Raw genomic sequence first — 21,434 nt, 5'->3', positions numbered from 1 at the left:
GGCCCTTCCAAAACTTCTCGTATACGGCTTTAAGATGAAGAAAATTTTAGCTTTGCTAGTGATAGCGCCATTGCTGATTTCCTGTTCCGGCAAGAAAACCGACGAAGTCAACGAAGCCTGGGTCAAAGACACCAACGGTTTCGAGATCCTGATGGGCCAGTTTGCCCACAACATCGAGAATATCTGGGGTCTGAACGAAGTTCTGATCGCCGGGCCAAAAGATTACGTTAAATATACCGATCAGTATGAAACCCGTAGCCACATCAACTTTGATTCCGGCGCGATAACCATTGAAACCATCGCCACCACCGATCCCGCCGCTCACCTGCGCCAGGCGATCATCAGCACCCTGCTGATGGGGGACGATCCGGGTTCGATCGACCTCTATTCCGACGTCAACGATATCCAGATCAGTAAAGAGCCGTTCCTGTATGGCCAGGTGCTGGATAACAAAGGCGCGCCGATCCGTTGGGAATGGCGTGCGGCGCACTTTGCCGACTATCTGCTGCAAACCAAGCTGCAAAAGCGCACCTCCGGCCTGCACGTGATTTACTCGGTCACCATTCAGCTGGTGCCAAACCACCTGGATCAGCGTGCGCACAAATACCTGCCGATGGTACGCAAGGCATCGGAGAAATACGGGGTGGAAGAGTCGCTGATCCTGGCGATCATGCAGACCGAATCCAGCTTTAACCCGTATGCGGTAAGCGGTTCGGATGCGCTCGGCCTGATGCAGGTTGTGCAGCATACCGCCGGTAAAGACGTGTTCCAGATGCGCGGGAAATGGGGCACGCCAAGCCGCAGCTACCTGTTCGATCCGGAGAACAACATCGACACCGGCACCGCTTATCTGGCGATCCTGCAAAACAACTACCTGGCCGGCATTCAGAACCCGACCTCACGCCGCTATGCGGTGATCACCGCCTATAACGGCGGCGCAGGCAGCGTGTTGCGAGTGTTCTCCAGCGACAGAACCCGCGCGGTGAGTATCATCAACGGCATGCAGCCGGGTGACATTTACCAGACGCTGACCACCAAACACCCGGCCGGCGAGTCACGCCGTTATCTGGTGAAGGTGAACAACGCGCAGAAGAGCTATCGCAGAAGGTAATGCGCTCAGGCGGAAAATACCCAGGGCCGGCATAAAAACCGGCCCTTTTTTCGGCTTATCGCTGTAGATGCGGCGTTTAAATCACGTACAGATCGAGGTATTCATGCACCGGCATCTGCTCTAAACGCTGCCGATCCAAAGAGATAGCCAAAATCCGCTGCTGCTGCCGGAGCGGAAACTGGCGCCCCAGGTTAGCGGTGAATTTTTCAATCAGCAAAGGGATACCGTCCTGGCGGCGGCGGGCATGCCCGATCGGGTATTGCACCTCGACCTCCTCGAAGCGGCTGCCGTCGCTAAATTCCAGCGTAATGGCGTTGGCAATAGAACGCTTCTCGGGATCGTGGTAGTCGGCGGTAAACGCGGGATCTTCCACACAGCCGATCTTGGCGCGCAAGCTGTCGATGCGTTGATCCTGCGCGATATTGTCTTCGTAATCGGTAGCGGTCAGGCGCCCGAACAGCAGCGCGATGGCCACCATGTACTGAATGCAGTGATCGCGATCCGCCGGGTTATCAAGCGGCCCCTGCTTATCGATAATGCGGATGCAGGCTTCATGAGTGCGAATGCTCACTTTGCCGATATCCGCTGCGCTCTTGCCTGCCGCCGACATCCGTTGATGCAGCGTCATTGCGGCTTCTACCGCCGTCTGGGCGTGGAACTCCGCCGGGAAAGCTACCTTGAACAGCACGTTTTCCATCACGTAAGAGCCATAGGGGCGCTGAAAGCGCAGCGGTTCACCCTTGAACAGCACGTCGCAAAATCCCCAGGTCCTGGCGCTGAGCGCCGAGGGGTAACCCATCTCACCGGTTTGCGCCATCAGCGCCAGCCGCACTGCGCGTGAGGTGGCGTCGCCGGCGGCCCAGGACTTGCGCGTGCCGGTATTGGGTGAATGGCGGTAGGTACGCAGCGCCTGGCCATCCACCCAGGCCAGCGAGACGGCGTTGAGGATTTCGTCGCGGGACAACCCCAACATCTCTGCCACCACCGCCGTGGATGCGACTTTCACCAGCAAAACGTGATCCAGGCCGACGCGGTTAAAGGCGTTCTCCAGCGCAATGCAGCCCTGAATTTCATGAGCCTTGATCATGCCGCCAAGCACTTGCCCGATCGTCAGCGGCGCTTTTCCACCGGCCACCGCATTGCGCGACAGCCAGTCCGCCACCGCCAGGACCCCGCCCAGATTATCCGAAGGGTGCCCCCACTCGGCCGCCAGCCAGGTATCGTTAAAATCGAGCCAGCGGATCATGGTGCCAATATTGAAGGCCGCCTGCACCGGATCGAGCTGAAACTGCGTCCCCGGCACCCGTGCGCCGTGAGGCACCTGGGTGCCCGGCACTATCGGCCCGAGCAACTTCCTGCAGGCCGGATATTGCAGCGCTTCCAGGCCACATCCCAGCGTATCGAGAAAGCAATAGTGCGCGGTTTCATACGCCAGTGCCGATGAAATCTCATAATTCATAACATAATCAACAATGTCGACCATTTCACGATCGAAATCCGGACGGATATTGAGCACGGAGGCGGACATAAGGCTATCTTCCTGTTTTATGATTATTGGCAAATGCGGCGCCATGCGGCCGCCGGTTTATTGACGCTGATCGACGGGCACAAAAGCGCGGTCCTGCGGGCCGATATAGGCCGCCGCAGGCCGGATAATCTTGTTGTCGAGGCGCTGCTCAATAATATGCGCCGACCAACCGGTAACGCGGGCGATGACAAACAGCGGCGTGAACATTTCAGCGGGCACGCCCATCATGTTGTAAGAAACCGCCGAGAACCAATCGAGGTTAGGGAACATTTTTTTGCTTTCCCACAGCACGCTCTCCAATCGGTCGGCGATATTGAACAACTTCGGCTGCCCCGCTTCCTGCGCCAGCTGATGTGCAATGCGTTTGATGACCTGATGGCGGGGATCGGCGATGGTATACACCGGGTGGCCAAAACCAATGATCACCTCTTTGTTTTCGATGCGTCTGCGGATATCGGTCTCCGCCTCTTCCGGCGTTTCATAACGCTGCTGGATTTCCAGAGAGACTTCATTGGCGCCACCGTGTTTAGGGCCGCGCAGCGCGCCAATGGCGCCGGCAATCGCCGAATAAATGTCCGAACCGGTGCCGGCAATGACCCGACCGGTAAAGGTAGAAGCGTTGAACTCATGTTCGGCGTAGAGCACCAGCGAGGCGTGCATCGCCTTTTCCCAGCTTTCCGTGGGCCTGGCGCCATGCAGCAAATGGAGGAAATGGCCGCCAATCGAGTCGTCATCGGTTTCCGTCTCGATGCGTTTGCCGTTGTGGCTATAGTGATACCAGTACAACAGCATGGAACCGAGCGAGGCCAGGAGTTTGTCGGCAATATCGCGGGCGCCCGGGGTGCCATGCGCCTCTTTCTCCGGTAACACGCAGCCCAATGCGGATACGCCGGTACGCATGACGTCCATGGGGTGCGAGGCGGCGGGCAGCGCTTCCAGCACCGTTTTAACGTTCATCGGCACGTCGCGCAGCGCTTTCAGCTTGACCTTATAAGCGTCCAGCTCCTGCCGGGTGGGCAATTTGCCGTGGATCAGCAAATAAGCCACCTCTTCAAATTCACAATAATGCGCCAGCTCGAGAATGTCATAACCGCGGTAGTGCAAATCGTTGCCGTTTCTGCCCACGGTACAGAGCGCGGTATTGCCCGCGACCACGCCGGATAAGGCAACGGATTTTTTCGGTTTATTGCCTGACGGTGTCTGTTGGGGCGTCGTATCTGCCATGTCAGCCTCTCTGTGATATTGGCGAAGAAACCTTATTCGCCGCGTTCGCGGGCAAACAAGGCATCCAATTTCTCTTCGAACTGGTAGTAACCAATGCTCTCGTAAAGCTCGTGACGAGTTTGCATTTGGTCGATGACGTTTTTTTGCGTGCCTTCCCGGCGCAGAACCTGATAAACATTTTCCGCCGCACGATTCATGGCGCGGAATGCAGATAAAGGATAGAGCGCCATCGCAACATGCGCGCTTTTCAATTCTTCAGTAGTGAACAGCGGCGTCGCGCCGAACTCGGTGATATTGGCCAAAATGGGCACCTGCACCGCGCCGGCGAATCGACGGTAGATCTCCAGCTCGGTCACCGCCTCGGGAAACAGCATATCCGCCCCGGCTGCGATGTAGGCCCGGGCGCGATCGAGCGCCGCCTCTATCCCTTCCACGGCCAGCGCATCGGTGCGCGCCATGATGACAAAATTGGGATCGGTGCGGGCATCCACCGCCGCCTTGATGCGATCGACCATCTCCGCCGTAGAAACAATGGCCTTATTTGGCCGGTGCCCGCAACGCTTGGCGCCAACCTGATCTTCGATATGCAGCGCCGCCGCGCCGGCTTTGCCGATGGCCTTCACGGTGCGCGCCACGTTGAAGGCCGAAGCGCCGAATCCAATGTCCGCGTCAACCAACAGCGGCAACGGGCAAACGTCGGTTATCCGCCGCACATCGGTCAGCACATCATCAAGCGTGGAGATGCCTAAATCGGGCAGCCCCAGAGAGCCGGCCGCCACGCCGCCGCCGGAAAGATAGATGGCTTGAAAACCGGCGCGTTGCGCCAGCAGCGCATGGTTTGCATTGATGGTCCCGACAATTTGCAACGGGCTTTCTTTACCTAATGCGGCACGAAAGGCCTGGCCCGGAGAGGGGAATGTCATAGGCTTATCCTTTTGCAGACAGCTGTTATTTTCAGGTATCGGCCATAAAGCAAGGGGCGTACCAACCCTGGCTTAAAATCGGAAACATGAAAAAACAATGTTAATCAATGAGATAAAAAACCTTATCGCTGAGCCAGGCCGCCGTCTCAAAAAATGCGCCCCGGTTAACGTTTCATGAAACGTTTCACGTTCCCGGCTTGAAACATGCGTGAAACACGCCTACAACAATAGCTATGTTTCCGCATGCGTACTGATCCTATGGCTTACCCTTCAGCTCTACCGGGCGGCACCGGCGACAAGCCTGCCATCTGGATCGTCTCCGTCACGCGCCTGTTTGACTTGCTGCGCGACATCAGCCTGGAATTCGACAGCCTGGCAAGCATCACGCCCATTCAACTGGGCTTTGAAAAAGCCGTGCAGCATATCCGCCAAAAATTACTCACCGAGCGCTGCGACGTCATCATTGCCGCAGGCTCCAACGGCGCCTATTTGAAAAGCCACCTTTCCGTGCCGGTGGTGCTGATCAAACCGGGCGGCTTTGACATCCTTCAGGCATTGGCCAAGGCGCGCCGCATGGCCTCGTCAGTAGGCATCATTACCTATAAAAAAACGCTGCCGGAGCTGCTGGAATTTCAGCACGCGTTTGATTTGCAACTGGAACAGCGCAGCTACGTCACCAAAGAAGAAGCGCGCGAGCAACTCAATGAATTAAAAGCGAAAGGCGTTCAGGCGGTGGTCGGCGCCGGCCTGATTACCGATCTGGCTCAGGAAGCGGCGCTTGCGGGCGTGCTCATCTATTCGACCGCCACGGTGCGCCAGGCCTTTCACGAAGCGCTGAGCAGGACGCGCTCCCTGCAAGGCGCGGCCCAACCGCGCAAGCCCTCCTCCGGCCGCGAAACCCTGCGCGCGCGTTATGGGATAAACCACCTGCGCGGCGATTCGCCAATGATGGAGAACGTTCGCCGCACGATCGCGCTTTATGGCCGCTCATCCGCAGCGGTGCTTATCCAGGGGGAAACCGGCACCGGTAAAGAGTTGGCCGCCCAGGCGATTCATCAGGAATACTTTTCCCGCCGTGCGGCGGCTCCGTTCGTTGCCATCAACTGCGGTGCCATTGCCGAATCGCTGCTGGAGGCGGAGTTATTCGGTTATGAAGAGGGGGCGTTTACCGGCTCCCGCCGCGGCGGGCGCGCCGGCCTGTTTGAAACGGCCGATGGGGGCACGTTGTTTCTCGATGAGATCGGTGAAATGCCGCTGCCGCTGCAGAGCCGCTTGCTGCGCGTGCTGGAAGAAAAAGAAATCACCCGGGTTGGCGGGCAGCGCCCTATCCCGGTGACGGTGCGCATTATCAGCGCCACCCACTGCCGCCTGGAAAACGCGGTGAGCCGCAGCGAGTTTCGCCCCGATCTGTTTTATCGGCTCAATACGCTGCGCCTGAGCCTGCCCGCGCTGCGCGAGCGAGAGCAGGATGTGATGGAACTGGCCCAGTGGTATCTGAAACAGGCGCTGGCGGAGCTGAGCGTGCCGCTTACCGCCACCTGGATGCAGGGCATTGCTTCCTGCCGGCAACGGTTGCAGGGCTATAGCTGGCCCGGGAATATTCGCGAGTTGCGTAACATGATGCAGCGGCTGGCGCTGTTTTTAAGCGCCGAACCCTCTGAGGCATTGAGTGAACAGAAGCTCTGCGGCTGGCTGCCGGAGCTGGTTTGCGCCGGGTTATCGCCCGAGCCGCCTGCGCCCGTCATATCAGACGTTCAGGCCGCTCTGGCGCAATTTAATGGCGATCGCGCCGCGACAGCGCAGTATCTCGGCATCAGCCGCACCACGCTGTGGCGGCGCCTGCGGGAAACAGGCCTCTCTTAATGGCGGCAAAGAGGCCCGAGGCGCGGTTATTGCTTGATCATATAGCCGAAGATGCGTTTCCAGCCGTGATCCTTTTTCTCGATATACACGCCCTGCAGCTCCGGTGAGAAGCCCGGCAGACGGTTGATGCCGTCTTCCAGCGCCAGGAAGTAACGCTGCACGGCTCCGCCCCACACTTCGCCCGGCACCACGCACAGCACGCCCGGCGGGTACGGCAACGCGCCTTCCGCCGCAATGCGCCCTTCGGCCTGGCCGATCGGCACCAGCTCGACGTTGTCGCGGATAAACTCCACGTTCGCGTCCTGCGGGTTCATCACCACCTGCGGGAAATGGTTCTGGCGGAACATCTCTTTTTGCAGCTGCTTAACGTCGAAGCTGACGTACAGATCGTGCATTTCCTGACACAGCTGGCGGATGGTATAGCCGCGATAGCGCTGCTCGTTCTTGCGGTACACCGTCGGCAACACTTCGCTCAGCGGCGCGTCTTCTTCCACGTAGCGCTCGAACCGCACCAGCATATCGACCAGGTGCTCCATCTTGGCCGGATTTTCCGCCGGGGTCAGCAGGAACAGGATCGAGTTGAGATCGCATTTCTCCGGCACTATGCCGTTCTCGCGCAGGAAGTTGGCCAGAATGGTGGCCGGCACGCCGAACTCGGTGTATTGGCCTGTGGCCGCGTCGATGCCCGGCGTGGTCAGCAGCAGCTTGCATGGATCGACCAGATACTGATCCTGCGCATAACCTTCGAAACCGTGCCATGTCTCGCCCGGCACAAAGTTGAAGAAACGGGCGTCGTTGGCGATCAGATCAGTATCGTAATCCTGCCAGTCCTTGCCCGCGACCTGCAACGGAATAAACGGCCGGAGCTGCGAACAGCGTTCCAGCAGTTGCTTGCGCGTCTCGATGCCGAGCTTCACGCAGTCCATCCACATGCGGCGGCCGGCGGCCCCGGCATGCATCTTGGCGTTGACGTCCAGCGCGGCAAACAGCGGGTAGAACGGGCTGGTCGAGGCGTGCAACATGAAAGCATTGTTAAGGTGCTTATGGTTACAGTGGCGCTTCTGGCCCTTGATGTGATCGTCTTTCTTGTGGATCTGCGAGGTCTGCGAGAAGCCGGCCTGCTGCTTATGCACCGACTGGGTAACGAAAATACCCGGATCGAGTTCATCCAGCTCCAGCAGCAGCGGCGAGCACTCTTTCAGCATCGGGATAAAGCCTTCGTAACCCACCCAAGCGGAGTCAAACAGGATGTAATCGCACAGGTGGCCGATGGTATCGATCACCTGGCGCGCATTATAGATAGTGCCATCGTAAGTACCGAGCTGAATGATCGCCAGGCGGAACGGCCGCGCCTCATTCGCCTTCTCCGGTGCCACCTCGCGGATTTGCTCACGCAGATAGCGCTCGTCAAAACAACGCGAGTCGATGCCGCCGATAAAGCCAAACGGGTTGCGCGCGGTTTCCAGATACACCGGCGTCGCCCCGGCCTGGATCAGCGCGCCGTGGTGGTTGGATTTATGGTTATTGCGATCGAACAGCACCAGATCGCCGCGGGTCAGCAGCGCATTGGTCACCACCTTGTTGGCCGCCGAAGTGCCGTTGAGCACGAAATAGGTTTTATCGGCGTTGAAGACCCGCGCCGCATGCTTTTGCGCATCCTTGGCCGAGCCTTCGTGGATCAGCAGGTCGCCCAACTTGACGTCGGCGTTGCACATGTCTGAACGGAAAAGCGTTTCGCCGTAGAACTCGAAAAACTTCCGGCCGGCCGGGTGCTTGCGGAAAAACTCCCCGCCCTGATGCCCCGGGCAGGCAAAGGTGGAATTTTCCATTTCCACATAGGTCTTCAGCGTTTTGAAAAACGGCGGCAGCAGCGCCTGCTCATAGGCGTCCGCAGCGGCTTCCAGTTGCGCCATATAGAACGCCTTGCTGGCGCCCGCCAGGGCAAAAACGCCGGTAATAAACGGCAGGTAGTCCGGGGAGAGATGTTCGTCCCCTTCAACAGCAACAAACGTAGGGATCTCGAATCCGGTGGCTTTCAGCTGTGCCAAAATACCGGCGTTAACGTCATCGACCGACACGACCACCGCAGCCACGTCGGTATAGTCCGTCTGTTCAATGCGGACAATCTGGCGCAGCGTTTCAATGGTGGCGACCAGGCCGGCGCTTGTTGCTATTTTCAATTCTTTCATAATGCTAACTCTCAAACGGTTAAGGATGAGGTGGTGCCACGAGGCACGGCGATGAGATAACAAAGGTTATCCCGGCAAAGTGATGTCCAGCGTTGCAGCATAAAGCGCAACCGTGACCGGCTCATGATCGCGAGATCATCAGGCAGTAATCGGGGACTGGTATCGGCAGCATCCAATAAACATCAGTAAAATCAGAGCCGCAGCTCTATTTTTAATAATGCCTAACAGCGAGCATCAGAAGATGCCTTACCGCATGGTCGGCAAGGCGTTCTTGGCGTATGGCGTTCGGGAAAGGTAACGGCGGCGTGATGGCATCAACAGATGTCTGGTGCGCAATGGCGCTTGAGTAGCAAAACCAGTCATGCCAGTAACCCTCTGACTTAAATGAGCGCAAACACCGTTAAGAGACGAAGAGTGCTAAAATTTGCGCAATGATTGCATGTTTTTTTATGAGGTTCAAGTAACAATCATGTTACCTCCCCCTTCACCAACATTAACGCAACTCATTGTTATTTATCGTATAAAAATAAAATCCTGTAAAATCAAAATAGTATAAATACACATATTTTCTGCATATCTATTGCCGCAGGCCGAAGCCGTCGCCCGGCAGCGCCCCTCCCCATTGAATGAAAAAAGAGCAACCGATCGGGTTTGTGACAGAAAGCGATTGACGATATCCGGCCAATAGGGTTAAATGCGCCCCGTTGCCCGGATAGCTCAGTCGGTAGAGCAGGGGATTGAAAATCCCCGTGTCCTTGGTTCGATTCCGAGTCCGGGCACCATATTTAGAAGAACCCAGCCTATGGCTGGGTTTTTTGCTTTTCAGGGTATGGACTCTTCCTGCGGGCCAACGCCAAAGCGTTGTTCAATCCGGCGCAAGCGCCGGTTGTCCGAGTCCGGGCACCACTAATTCTGCATCAATGCACGCTGGTTAAAGGATGAGAACTTTAACGGGTGGTTAATACGGAATCGACTTGTTAAATAGGTGGTTAAGCAACCCTTTACCACTACGACGTTGTAAGTTGAATTCCTTAAGAAGGATGCCAGTGTTCAAGCACAGGCGTCCTTTTCTCGATCACTGGTGATATTCAAAGCAAATCATGCCTGCGTCAAGCTTTGTAAGCTTCTCGTCGCAGTGATATCCGTATGTAAAACAAGCTCCTGTTCAAGTGCTTTCCCCGCTACTTCCATATCCAATTCGATATACTCCATTGTTGTACTGACGTTACGGTGACCCAGCAGATCCTTAACTAGTTTTAGATTTCTGTCCGGAGATTTCATCAGCTCCGTGGCTAGCGTGTGGCGGAAACGGTGTGAGGAAATATCAAAGCCACTATCCCTCGACAACCGACGATAAAAGCTACGAAAGGACTGCAGAACATTTTTTTCGTCATAGATGTGATGAGTATGCCGTGGGTTGGTGAACCGTTTGACGTCAAAAAGCAGGTCATGCTGTCCAGCACCTCGCTCTGTAGCACGCATAATAAGCAGTTTTATTCGTTCTCTTAATTGACGAACCAGCGTTACCTTCCACTCTCTATGTGTTTTACTGCCTTCGAGCCGAAGCTCGATCCAGCCTTGCTCAAGGTTCACATCTCTCAGTCTGATGTGGATCATCTGATTGTTACGCATGCCGGTATATCGAAATGTATCTAATACCGTCATCCAGAACCAAATTGGAAAGAGAGGTACCCATGAGCGGTAAGCGTTATCCCGAAGAGTTTAAAATTGAAGCAGTCAAACAGGTTGTTGATCGTGGTTATTCTGTTTCCAGCATTGCAACACGTCTCGATATCACCACCACAGTCTTTACGCCTGGATAAAGAAGTACGGTCCGGATTCTTCCACTCATAAAGAACAGTCAGATGCTCAGGCCGAGATCCGCCGTCTCCAGAAAGAGCTGAAGCGGGTTACCGACGAACGGAACATATTAAAAAAAGCCGCGGCGTACTTTGCAAAGCTGTCCGACTGAGGTACGCCTTTATCCGTGACAACACCCGTTGCTGGCCTGTTCGCCTGCTCTGTCGGGTGCTGGATGTTCATCCCAGTGGCTTTTACGCCTGGCTTCAGCAGCCGCATTCACAACGCCAGCAGGCAGACCTGAGACTGACAGGACAGATTAAACAGTTCTGGCTGGAATCGGGATGCGTCTATGGTTATCGCAAGATCCATCTGGATCTGCGGGACAGCGGGCAACAGTGCGGAGTCAACAGAGTCTGGAGACTGATGAAACGTGTCGGGATAAAGGCTCAGGTCGGATACCGGAGCCCGCGGGCACGTAAAGGCGAGGCAAGTATCGTGTCGCCCAACAGGCTCCAGCGACAGTTCAATCCGGATGCTCCGGATGAGCGTTGGGTAACGGACATAACCTATATCAGGACCCACGAAGGCTGGCTGTATCTGGCCGTGGTTGTTGATCTGTTCTCACGCAAAATTATCGGCTGGTCCATGCAATCCCGGATGACAAAGGACATTGTCCTGAACGCACTGCTGATGGCTGTATGGCGGCGTAATCCCCAAAAACAGGTGCTGGTTCATTCGGATCAGGGCAGTCAGTACACAAGCCATGAGTGGCAGTCGTTCCTGAAATCACACGGCCTTGAGGGTAGCATGAGCCGTCGCGGTAACTGCCACGATAATGCGGTTGCAGAAAGCTTTTTCCATTTGTTGAAACGCGAACGGATAAAGAAAAAGATCTACGGAACGCGGGAAGAAGCCCGCAGCGATATTTTTGATTACATCGAAATGTTTTATAACAGTAAGCGTCGGCATGGTTCTAGCGATCAGATGTCACCGACAGAATATGAAAACCAGTATTATCAACGGCTCGGAGGTGTCTAGATTATCCGTGGCGATTCATTTATCCCTTGGCCAGCAAACCAAACATTGCCAAGCCCAGAGTGATTTATGCCATTAATGGCGTTCATCAGCTGTTCGCTGCCGGCAACGTGCAAAAACGCCTCGTCGATACTGTAGATTGTGATCGCTGGCGCCAGCGACTCCAAAACGGTCATGCAGCGTGCTGACAGGTCGCCATTTATGTGGAATACAAAATCAAGCAAAAAACGGCTCCGAAGAGCCGTTCGTAAGGGCATTGGATCTCTGACAATCCTAGCCTGCAGTGCTACTTTGTTACCTTAGCTGCACCTACATGCGCAAAAAACGTGCTTAATCTCAAACTGTTGGGAGCGGGAAGGTTACTCAGGCTTCTCAAGCAATCCAAGCAACTCCATATCATAAAGTAAGTCACTTTTTTCATCATCGCTAACATCTAATAGTAGCTTGTCTAAAGGATATTTAGAAAGAATCTCATAGACCCTCTTGCGGAGATTTTGCTCAACTATTCCTGGAGTACATCCAGCCAGCATAATAAGCGTAAATACATCCCGCATAAGCATTTCAATAGGAAGGTCGTAAGCATCCTCCCATTGATAGTAGGCATATCCCACTTCTGTTGATTGTTTTATAGCTATAGGTTCTTTGCTGTTTTGACTATCCTTAATGTTATCCCTTCGATAAACATAAAAACAACTCATAAAACCTGATCTTATCTCATTGTAATTCATTCTTTCTTCGTTCATTTTTTTGCTCCTGGCCTTAACACAATACCGTTGTTATCCAGAACATCCACTTTAATCCCGGGGTATTTATGCTGAAATTGTTCAATCACACCGAGGCAACTCTCACAAGCAGGACGTTCTGTAAAGATAGTTACAGAGCCTTTTGCAGCGACGTTTTTACCTAGTTTATCAGCAAGATTATCGAGTATTTTATATTCGGAATCGGTATTGCGTGCTATCAGTTCCCCTGCCTTATTAGGGAGCTCACTGTATTTTAAATTGTCAAGAGAAAACGGCTCCGAAGAGCCGTTTCTGTGTGCGGGTCAGATCCCATCTTCATAGCCGCTGTCATGGATCCAGACGATAGACAAAACACATAAATCCACACGAGCATTCTTTTATTCAGGCTTATCGATCAAGCCAAGCAATCGAAGATCGTTTAAAATTTCTTTTTTGTCATCTTCAGTTACATCCTTAAGCATTTCGAATAAATCATTTTCGGATAAAATTTTTAATATGATATCTGTGTGGAACTTTACTGTTTTATCACTACATCTACCAGCCATAAAGATAAGCGTCACTAGCTCAAGCATGAGGCATTCTATTGGTTCTTCAAACGAACCTTCTAATGACTCATACGCAAACGCCTGATCAGATGTAGCAACAACCGAATGATTATCATCACGTTTCAGTAGGTTAAGTATATTTCTGCAATAAGCGTAACTTGAATAGGCAAAGCTACTCCTTATTTCATCATAACTCATCACATTCATTGTTATTTACCTCTTCCTGGAATCAAACGCACACCATTATTGTCCAAAACGTCAATTTTCACCCCTGGATACCTACTTTCGAACTGCTTAACAACGCCTAAACAGCTTTCGCAGGCAGGCTTTTCTGTGAAAATAGTAACAGAGCCCTTGGCGGAATAGTTTTTACCTAATCTATCGGCTAAGTTATCCAATATTTTATATTCGGAGTCTATATTTCTTGCTACATGTCTACCATCATCAGTAAGAATAGTCTCATATTTGAAATTTTCTTTTCCCATCCCAACAAAGCCCTTACCTGCAGCGTCTATGAGATTATGGCTTGCAAGTATCTTTGGCATTCCAGATATATCAATACTGGCCACTGCAACGTTACCACTGCGTTTCGGGGCTGATGTCAAACCGGCCCTCAGTTCTGTAACCTGGTTTTTGAATGCAGCAGCCTGCTGAACGGTCTTCTCATTGACCAGATACCCTTTCCAGGTGCTGGTTGGCCCTACCAGTTTGGATGACAGGTACTGGTTGCCGACGTTCGCTTTACCCATACCTGCAAACGTACTGGCGATAGAGACTGCCATCACCGAGGCATTCACCCAGTCCGGCGACCAACCGGTCAACTTGCTGATTTGTTCTATCTGTTGGTTGCGCGCAAACAGCTGGCCGTCGGTTATCTGATCGCCCAAATCATACGTAAACAGTTTTTCACTGTCATAGCCGGCAAACGCCGGGTAATTGCCGAATCGCTGACGTTCTTTTTGCACCCAGTAATTGTCAATGAGCCCATCTTCATCGCGCGTTGACGGATATTTATTCATTAGGGCTTCAAACTGTTTGCGCTCCTCTGAGTTTAACGCTTCCTGCGTGGTGCAAGCTACTTTTCGGCATGACGCTGCCATCAAACGCGCTTCTTTTTCCTTGTCGCCCTTAGCCAGTTCCTTGATGGCGTTGAGCTCTTCCTGATGCAACTGGCGATTGAAGCGCTCAACAAACTCACCGGCATTTGCGCCGCTATTGGCGCCTGAGGCTTTGCCGGTGGCGATGGCACCGACGAATGCACCCGAGACCCGGCTGATTTGTGCCTGACGTTCTTGCCATCCTTCGGTTTTTACCAGGTTATCGTTGATGATAACCCCGGCCAGCTCCGCCGCCAGCGCGCCGGCGGCCGCGCCTTTGGCATTGCCCTTGCCGATTTCGGCACTGATGCCCGCCAGCACCGCATGGCTTACTGCTCGGCCAGGCAGGTTGAGGATGTCACCGTTGTTCCCTATCAGGTTAGCGCCCTCGGCCTGCACCTGGCCGCCGATATTCGCCAACAGCGCGTTGGTCAGGTTGTCTTTAAAGCTGCCGCCGTTGATGGTGGTGTTGAGACTCGAGCTAATAACCGATTGCCCGGCCACCCGCTGCGCCACCTTGCTCCAGTCGCCGTTGCTCAGTTGCGGCAACTTGACGTTGTTCGGGTTCAGCGGTTTGCCCGCCGCGTCCTTGCTCCAGCCCATTGCGCTGTCGAAACCGTTGAGCGCACCACCAATCGCCATCGCGGTGGCGGTCGCCTTCACGCTCTCGCTGCTGCCCAGCGCTTTCAAGGTTTTTGACAGGTTACCCTGATTCTCGACCAGCGCCACCGCCGCCTGAGAGGCCAACGATGACATACCGGCCGTGACCGCGCCACTGGTGACGGCACCGCCGCCGATAGCCCCGGCGACATTACTGGCCGCCAGAGCCGTTAGCGAACTGCCCGCCGTGACTGCGGCTGCCGCGATGGCAATCACTGCCGCCACCGCCGGGTTCAGGTGCTGGCTCTTGTAGTCCCAACTGTCGTAGGCGTCCTTGACAGTGTTCCACTGCACGTCATTACGTTTGTTCAGGTCCTTGACCCAGGTGGTGCCCGCCGTGTTGCCCAGCGCATCGATGGCGCTTTGCAGTGCCTGGCCGTTTTTCACCTTCACGTCGGCGCTGACGCCTTTGGCGGCATCAACCGTCAATGCGCTGCCGGTATGAATGCTCGGCAGCACCCACTTGTTGTCTTCATAGCCCTTGTTTCCCTGCTTGATGAAGAACCCTTTCGAATTGGTGACGGTCTGTTCGAAACTGGTGTTCTTCACCGCCCTGAAGTTGACCTGCCCGTGGGTACTGGTCAGCCTCGCATTCTTGCCGGCCTCAATCTTGCTGGCCTCGTAGGTGCTGTCGTCACGGCTCATCAGCGTGATATTGCCGGCGGCGGTAAACTCAGTGACCTTATTGGTCACGTCATGGCGAGTTTGCTTGACCTCGGTTTTTTTGCCCCACCATTTGCGTTTCTTCTCGGTTTTCTCGTAGTGACTGGACTCCTCCATTGCCTGGGCATAGAGATAACCGCCCTTGGCCGCGATGTCCATATTGCCGGCGTGCATGGTTTCGGCCTGGTTGTGGGCGTCGACCTGGGCCTTTTGTTTGGCCTCGTCCGCCCCCTTGCTCTGGGCTTCTTGGCGTGCCGCTATCAGGCTGTTCTGGGCTTCGTTTTTCGTATTGTTGCCTTGATTAATTCGCTGTTCTGCCTGCGCGACGTCATTTCGAGCAGCAGCGAGATTGTTTCTGGCAGTACCAAGTTCTGCTTCACGTTGCGTAACAAACTTATCCCAGTTCCCTACTTCAGCTGACCAGCCGCTGCCGTATTCGTGAGGTGGATTATTACGCATAAACTCGTCCCGTCTTTCCTCAGCATCCCTGACGGCGGCTTCTGCTTGCTGAACGGACGAAAGGCGTTGCGTAACAACATATTCAGCATTTGTTTTTTCCTGCAGTGCCTGATTAATGCGCTGCTGCGCATTTTGAAGTTGCTGCTCGGCAACGGCGATGCGGCCGCCCCAGTCCGTCACTGCGACCGGCGACTTCCAGTTGGCACCCAGCCCCTTGACCACCAGTTTGGTCGCCTGAAACAGAATGCTGCCACCGGCAATCACCGTCATCAGTCCGCCGGCATTCAGTTCTGTGCCCTGCTGGGAGTGCGTTTCGGTGAACTCGTTGCCACCCTCGCGGTAGGTGTGGTTCTGCACCGCCTCGAAACGCATGTCGCCGCCGGAGGTAAGCGTCATATTGCCGCCGGAGGTAAGTTTGGCACCGTAGGTCAGCAGTTGGTTGTTGGCCGCCGCCGTCAGGTTTTTGCCGGCATTGACGGACGTTACAGAATGGCGGTCATCCCTGTTGTTGTCATTGCCGACATCGATGGCGGAATAGGCCACGTTCGACAGCCACAGATTCTGCCCGGCCAGCAGCGTGATGTTGCCGTTGGCGGACAACGCCCCCCCCTGAGTACCCAAGTCACGGGCCGTGTTAATGAGCAGGTTGCCGCCGGCGTGTATTTTGCTTCCCAGTTCCGGGGTGCGAGAGGAAACAAAGGGATGGCCGTAATTACCGTCCAGCGCCCGGTAGTTGAGGTCGGCATTGTGTCCCGCCAACAGCGTCACATCCTTGCCGGCGTTGATGTTGACGCCGCGTAGCGCCAGATAACCGCCGCTGTTGAGCGAGACCGAGCCGGTGGCGTTCATCGCACCGACCTGGAGCAGGTTGTTGAAGTATTGCAGTCGTTTGTCTGCTGACAGGTTCTCTCCGGGGCGATTGCGCGTCAGGATGGCGTCATTTTTGATAATGGAGATGCTGCCGGGAGCGGTCATGCTGAGGTTACGGCTTTGTGGCGCCAGCAACGTATTGAGCAAGGTGATGGTGCTCCCTGCCGTCAGTGTCAGGTCCCGCGAGGCCTGCAGGCTACCCAGCCAACGAACGCCGTCCGGATGGTAATAGTTAGGCTTTTCACTGGTGTGGACCTTGATTTCGCCAGTACGGGCAGTCAGCGTGACGTCCTGCCCTTTTAGTTCGCTTTGCCAGGCATCAATGGCGTTGCCGGCACTCAAATCCAGCGCTTTACCTGCGGACAGAATGCCCTGCCCCAGAACGATGCGGTCTTCGGCAATGGCGGTGATGTTGCCTGTCGCGTTTATGGCATCGGTATTGGCGATATTGGCCGCATGCAGCAGCACATTCTGCGCCTTGATGGCTTCCGGGCGGCCGGCCGTTTTGACGTCATTGAGCTGACTTTCATTCGGCGTTGGCGTATTGATGTCTATCCGGTTTTTGAAGTCCGCCACCAGATTAGCCCCGGCAGTCAATTCTCCCATTAGAATTGATGTATTCTTCCATGAGGTTTTTTCGTCAACCTGATTCAAATTGACGTGTTGTTGGACGGTATTTTTCGGATCACCTGTGTATGGGCCTTTTATCGTGTGACTCAAGCTCTCCCCATCAGGCAGCTTAGGCAAAGAGTATTGCCGATAAGTATCCGACACTCCAAACATAGCACCTGTATTGTGGAGATTTTGCCCCGTCAGTATCAGATCCTTTAATGCTGAGATTTTGCTGGCGTGGTTATAAAGCATATCACCATATAAATAAGCGTTTCTCCCTGACTCGATAATGCCCGGGGCGCTAGCGCTTTTCAGTATTAATTCACTGTGAGCCAATTTGACATGGGGGTTTTTTGCAAAATCAACGTCCCCCAACCATTGTGTCAACCCGCTAGGTTTGTCGACAACGGTGATATATTGTGTTTGGATGCGCGGATCGGAAGGATCAATCTCCAGCCCACCCATAATATACATATGAGGAAACTGGGTTTGATAATCACGCTGGTTTTCCGTGCTGGTTTCAAACGTCTGTCGTACGTTATCTAGTTTTTTCGTACGAATGACCAAATCGCCGCTGTTGGTTTGAATGCGCGCGGAGCGGTTTTCTAGCTGTTTGGACTTATTTCCCTGAGCATCCTTCTGGATCCACAGATTATTATTGCTGTGTAACGCCGTATTGTCTCCGCCACGTAATTCAACATTGCGCACCGTGTCTGCAAACACCCGCATATCGCGGTGGGCAGTCACATTACCGTTGTTGTTGAGCGTATCGGCCGCCAGCGTCACGTCACGTTCGCCACGCACCTTAACGCCGGAGGCAATATGCACCTCTTTGGCACTGACGTTCAAATCCGTCTGTGCATGCGCGTGCCCTAGTTCAATACGCCCATTGGCGCTCAATGTGACATCCTGTTGCATGCCATTGATATTATTCAGGTTCACCCCGACCCCGTCTTCGGTGGCCACCAGACGGATTTTGTTGGCGTACATGCCCCCCAGCGCCTTGGTGTCGACCGCCAGCTGCGGTTTGGCCCCGTCGCCGGTAATCGTTTTTACTGTACCGTCTTTAAAACTGATGCGGTTGGCCCCCTGAGTCAGCGACAGATTTTTGGCGTTGATCTTGCCATTCAGTTCGGTAGCGCGGCTGATGATGTCGACATAGTCGGCACCCGTGCCGTCCAGCCCTTTACCGCCGATGGTGACGCCGCCCTTTTTCACCTCCAGCGCTTCCAGCGCGCCCTGTTTGTCGAACTGCGGTTTACCGGTGGTCAACGTCACGCCCGGCGCGTTAATAAAGCCGCAACCGTCGCAGGTGATGCCGTTGGGGTTGGCAATCATCACGTTGGCCTTGTTGCCGAACACCTCGAGCTTACCCTGCAGCTCAGAGCGGCTACCGCCGGTGACTTCATTGATGATGAGCTCTGCCGCCTTCCCCTTCAGATTCGAGTTGCCTGTCGCATTCTCAATGGTCACGCCCAGCTGGGTCTTGCCGCTCTGGGTGGCGTTATTCAGCACTGCTCCGGGCGTGCCAACATTGAAGTCCTTATAGACGTTGTGCGAAACCCCCGCGCCGTTCGGCGTGGCGATATTGACCACCGGCACGTTGCCGGGTTTGATGACCACCTGAGTGTTGCCGTTGGCGGCGTTAATACCGGCAGCGAAAGCCGGATGCAGCGGCGTCAGCGCCGTGGTGTAAATCAGCAGATGGCTGACGGCGCGCGCCAGCGGATGAAGGGGCTTGTCCATAAGGGGTGTCCATTTTCTTTATATAACATTCGGTCGCACGCTGGCGTCCGTGCCGTGTGTCGGTTGCTGCAAATACGTCGTCGGCCTTACAGGGTGATGCCGACCTGCCAATAGGCCACCCAGCGGTCCGGCTGCAAACTGGCCGGATACGCCAAGGGCTTGCCGACGGTGAACGACTGATTGAACCCCTTGCTGTTCATCGCCAATCCCAGCGAAGTCCCGGCTACACTGCCGCCGTCCACCCGATGCGTTTCGCTGTTCAGCCAGCCACCGTCCAGCGCTGCGGTCAACGAGACGTCGCCGATAACTGGCACGGGGCCGAGTTGCTTGTTAAGTTCGTTACGCCAGTACGCACCGCGGTTGCCGGTGAGGTACTGTTCTTTAAAGCCGCGCACCGAATACTGCCCGCCAAGAGAAAGTCGCTCACTGCTATACAGATTGTCGGCACTGGTCTGTCCGTAGGCGGAAGTCAGGTAATAGAGCGACGGCGTCAGCGGATAAAAGTAGCTGGCGCTGAGGCTGAGTTTGCGAAACTCGCTGCGTGGGGCATAGGGGGCCGCCGGCTCATCCCGCGTGGCCCCCAGTCCGCGCAGGCCATGCGATACCGCCGGGTTGAGCGTCAGGTAGCCGCCACCCAGCGTGCGGCTGTAGTTGAGGCCCGCGGACAGGCTCGCTACCGTTACGCTGCTGTTGGTCAGGCGCTGCCCGGCCAGCCGGTTCTCGGTGCGCCGGCGTGATAATCCCAGGTCCAGCGCCAGCTTCTGCCGGCCGTCACGCAGCAGGGTACGGTTAACACCCAAACGCTGCACCACGGCATTACCCGCATAGCGATAGCGTGCATCCTGAATGGGGATGTGCTGATAAAAGTCGTTCCAGGCGGCCTGATAGCTGAACAGCCAGTAACCGTAGGGAACAGAAACGCCGCCGTTCAGGCTGCGGCTGCGCCGGTCATGGTGAAATTCATTATCCCGTGAGGCCGACAGCGACCACTGGTCGGCCAGGCGCAACGGGTTGTCCAGTACAACGCCGGCATTCATCTGCCCGGTGCCGGTGCTTTTTTGGCCGCCGTTATCGGCGCCGAAGGACAAGGAAATCGGCAGACGGGCTGCCGTGCGGCGCAGCACCACCGAAGAATAGCCCGGCCGCTTGCCGGGCTGAATATCGATGGAAACCTGCTGCGAGGGCAGGCGGTTGAGCTGCTCCATGCCCTGCTCGATATCGCGCAGGTTGAGCACCCGGCCGACCAGGCCGGGAAACGCCATTTTCAGTGCCAGAGTTTCCTGTCCATCCAGGCTGATACCTTCAACGCGCCCCTCACTGACGGCGACGGTCAGTTCACCACCGGCGATATCCTGTTCCGGCAGCCAGGCCTGCGACGTGACATAGCCTCGCGTGATGTAGGCGTTGGTGGTCTCCCGCACCAGGTTATTAATGCGGGAGAGCGTCAGGCAGCGGCCCTGATAGGAAGACGCAAGTTTATCTTTCACCGACCAGGACAGATGTTCAGCGCCCTGGAAAGCAATGTGGCTCACGTAATGGCAGGTTTTATCTTCCGTGTCCGGCACAGGCAGAGGGAGAATCGGCAGGTCGGCGGTATTTTGCAGGTCGTCACGCTGCTGCTGTGCCTGCTCCAACAAATCCTTCTGTCGGCGCTCGATAATATCCTGGTCGGTAGAGTTAAGGGGCGATGCCGCCTGGGCCAAGCCAGACACCCCAAGCCAGGTAATCAATAACCAACATTCCTTGTTGATATGCAAATGAGACTCACTACTATTTACTTATATTGGTTGCAAAGTGTAAATATTTGTCAGCAAAAGTCCAGTAATTTATTTTTGATCAACTTTGAGGTGGCCGTAGAGGGTATTACGACGATCGGATTGGACAGAGTCAAACGTTTCACACCGATTATCCCCCGACTCGGCTTTATGTATTTGGTACAACGTTGGCCTGCAGACCGATTCAGGGGGAAGGTTTGGGCCCCCGAAGGACAGCAACCTGTGCGTGTTCTTTGTCCGCGAGCAACCAGGCATTGTGGCGTTTATACCGTTCTGCGTCGGCTTCAGCATCAATGCAACGTTTGAGCAGCACAGCATTCTCCGTGGCAAGCTGGCGGATCTCGGTTTGACCCCTTTGAATCACCTGGCACTGTTCAGCAAACTTATCTTCCCAGCCAGCGAGTTTTCTGGGCGTGGCCTGATGGTCACGGGCATGGCAGATGGCATTGGGCAGCGAACGATAGGATGGGATTAGGCTATCACCTGGTTAAGGAGTGATGATGGGCGATACAACACCACGCCTATCAGCGCGGTGTGCGTATGGCAAATCTGTGGAAGCGCCTTAAAGGTGCCATTCTGAAGTGGGAT

13 protein-coding genes, 1 tRNA gene and 2 pseudogenes are annotated in these 21,434 nt (G+C 55.0%); 5 read left to right on the top strand and 11 right to left on the bottom strand.

The annotated features are described in order from the left end of the window. The first annotated feature begins 34 nt into the window (after positions 1 to 34). A complete protein-coding gene (mltC, locus tag JK621_RS20015; protein WP_212557340.1) occupies positions 35 to 1,111 on the top strand; it encodes a membrane-bound lytic murein transglycosylase MltC in 1,077 nt (358 codons plus the stop codon). Between the two features lie 76 nt (positions 1,112 to 1,187). Here the strand turns inward: mltC and JK621_RS20010 are convergent, their stop codons facing one another. The 3 genes from JK621_RS20010 to prpB are packed head-to-tail and all read right to left on the bottom strand — an operon-like array spanning position 1,188 to position 4,786. After that, positions 1,188 to 2,639 carry a bifunctional 2-methylcitrate dehydratase/aconitate hydratase gene (locus JK621_RS20010; RefSeq protein ID WP_212557339.1) on the bottom strand — a complete coding sequence of 484 codons (1,452 nt, stop codon included), beginning with the start codon at positions 2,637 to 2,639 and terminating at the stop codon, positions 1,188 to 1,190. Positions 2,640 to 2,696: 57 nt separating this feature from the next. Next, positions 2,697 to 3,863 carry a bifunctional 2-methylcitrate synthase/citrate synthase gene (prpC, locus tag JK621_RS20005; protein ID WP_212557338.1) on the bottom strand — a complete coding sequence of 389 codons (1,167 nt, stop codon included), beginning with the start codon at positions 3,861 to 3,863 and terminating at the stop codon, positions 2,697 to 2,699. Positions 3,864 to 3,895: 32 nt separating this feature from the next. Further along, complete coding sequence (gene prpB, locus JK621_RS20000; protein WP_212557337.1) at positions 3,896 to 4,786, bottom strand: methylisocitrate lyase; 891 nt, start codon at positions 4,784 to 4,786, stop codon at positions 3,896 to 3,898. 258 nt (positions 4,787 to 5,044) lie between these two features. On the opposite strand from prpB, the gene prpR reads away from it, so the two are divergent. After that, a complete protein-coding gene (prpR, locus tag JK621_RS19995; protein ID WP_212557336.1) occupies positions 5,045 to 6,649 on the top strand; it encodes a propionate catabolism operon regulatory protein PrpR in 1,605 nt (534 codons plus the stop codon). Between the two features lie 26 nt (positions 6,650 to 6,675). On the opposite strand, the gene speF is transcribed toward prpR, so the two are convergent. Continuing rightward, positions 6,676 to 8,838, bottom strand: coding sequence for an ornithine decarboxylase SpeF (gene speF, locus JK621_RS19990; RefSeq protein WP_065506856.1), 2,163 nt, complete (start codon positions 8,836 to 8,838; stop codon positions 6,676 to 6,678). Positions 8,839 to 9,544: 706 nt separating this feature from the next. Between speF and JK621_RS19985 the strand changes: the two genes are divergently transcribed. Continuing rightward, positions 9,545 to 9,620, top strand: a tRNA-Phe gene (locus tag JK621_RS19985). Positions 9,621 to 9,936: 316 nt separating this feature from the next. Here JK621_RS19985 and JK621_RS19980 read toward each other — a convergent pair. Beyond that, entirely contained in the window at positions 9,937 to 10,503 is a 567-nt protein-coding gene (locus JK621_RS19980; protein ID WP_212557335.1) for a site-specific integrase, read from the bottom strand. A gap of 29 nt (positions 10,504 to 10,532) precedes the next feature. Here JK621_RS19980 and JK621_RS19975 point away from each other — a divergent pair. Beyond that, positions 10,533 to 11,679 (top strand): annotated as a pseudogene (locus tag JK621_RS19975) (IS3 family transposase). Here the strand turns inward: JK621_RS19975 and JK621_RS25425 are convergent. The 6 genes and pseudogenes from JK621_RS25425 to JK621_RS19945 all read right to left on the bottom strand — a co-directional run bounded on the left by JK621_RS25425 (position 11,676) and on the right by JK621_RS19945 (position 20,801). After that, complete coding sequence (locus JK621_RS25425; protein WP_249337100.1) at positions 11,676 to 11,900, bottom strand: hypothetical protein; 225 nt, start codon at positions 11,898 to 11,900, stop codon at positions 11,676 to 11,678. The pseudogene JK621_RS19975 and the gene JK621_RS25425 overlap by 4 nt on opposite strands. A 135-nt stretch (positions 11,901 to 12,035) precedes the next feature. Beyond that, positions 12,036 to 12,419: a hypothetical protein gene (locus JK621_RS19965; protein WP_212557334.1), complete on the bottom strand. Its 384-nt coding sequence runs from the start codon at positions 12,417 to 12,419 to the stop codon at positions 12,036 to 12,038. After that, positions 12,416 to 12,643: pseudogene (locus JK621_RS25600) on the bottom strand (deaminase domain-containing protein); the annotation flags it as partial. The gene JK621_RS19965 and the pseudogene JK621_RS25600, both read right to left, overlap by 4 nt. A gap of 153 nt (positions 12,644 to 12,796) precedes the next feature. After that, positions 12,797 to 13,171, bottom strand: coding sequence for an Imm2 family immunity protein (imm2, locus tag JK621_RS19955; protein WP_212557333.1), 375 nt, complete (start codon positions 13,169 to 13,171; stop codon positions 12,797 to 12,799). A gap of 2 nt (positions 13,172 to 13,173) precedes the next feature. Next, complete coding sequence (locus JK621_RS19950; protein WP_212557332.1) at positions 13,174 to 19,071, bottom strand: DUF637 domain-containing protein; 5,898 nt, start codon at positions 19,069 to 19,071, stop codon at positions 13,174 to 13,176. Between the two features lie 86 nt (positions 19,072 to 19,157). Then, positions 19,158 to 20,801: a ShlB/FhaC/HecB family hemolysin secretion/activation protein gene (locus JK621_RS19945; RefSeq protein WP_249337099.1), complete on the bottom strand. Its 1,644-nt coding sequence runs from the start codon at positions 20,799 to 20,801 to the stop codon at positions 19,158 to 19,160. A 271-nt stretch (positions 20,802 to 21,072) separates the two neighbouring features. Here JK621_RS19945 and JK621_RS19940 point away from each other — a divergent pair, with 271 nt between their 5' ends. Further along, positions 21,073 to 21,321: a hypothetical protein gene (locus JK621_RS19940; RefSeq protein WP_212557330.1), complete on the top strand. Its 249-nt coding sequence runs from the start codon at positions 21,073 to 21,075 to the stop codon at positions 21,319 to 21,321. Positions 21,322 to 21,434 lie beyond the last annotated feature (113 nt).

It is taken from the genome of Serratia plymuthica, assembly GCF_018336935.1.
GTDB lineage: Bacteria > Pseudomonadota > Gammaproteobacteria > Enterobacterales > Enterobacteriaceae > Serratia > Serratia plymuthica_B.
The sequence above is the reverse complement of the archived record's forward strand: the minus strand, read 5'-3'. Positions and strand labels throughout refer to the sequence as shown.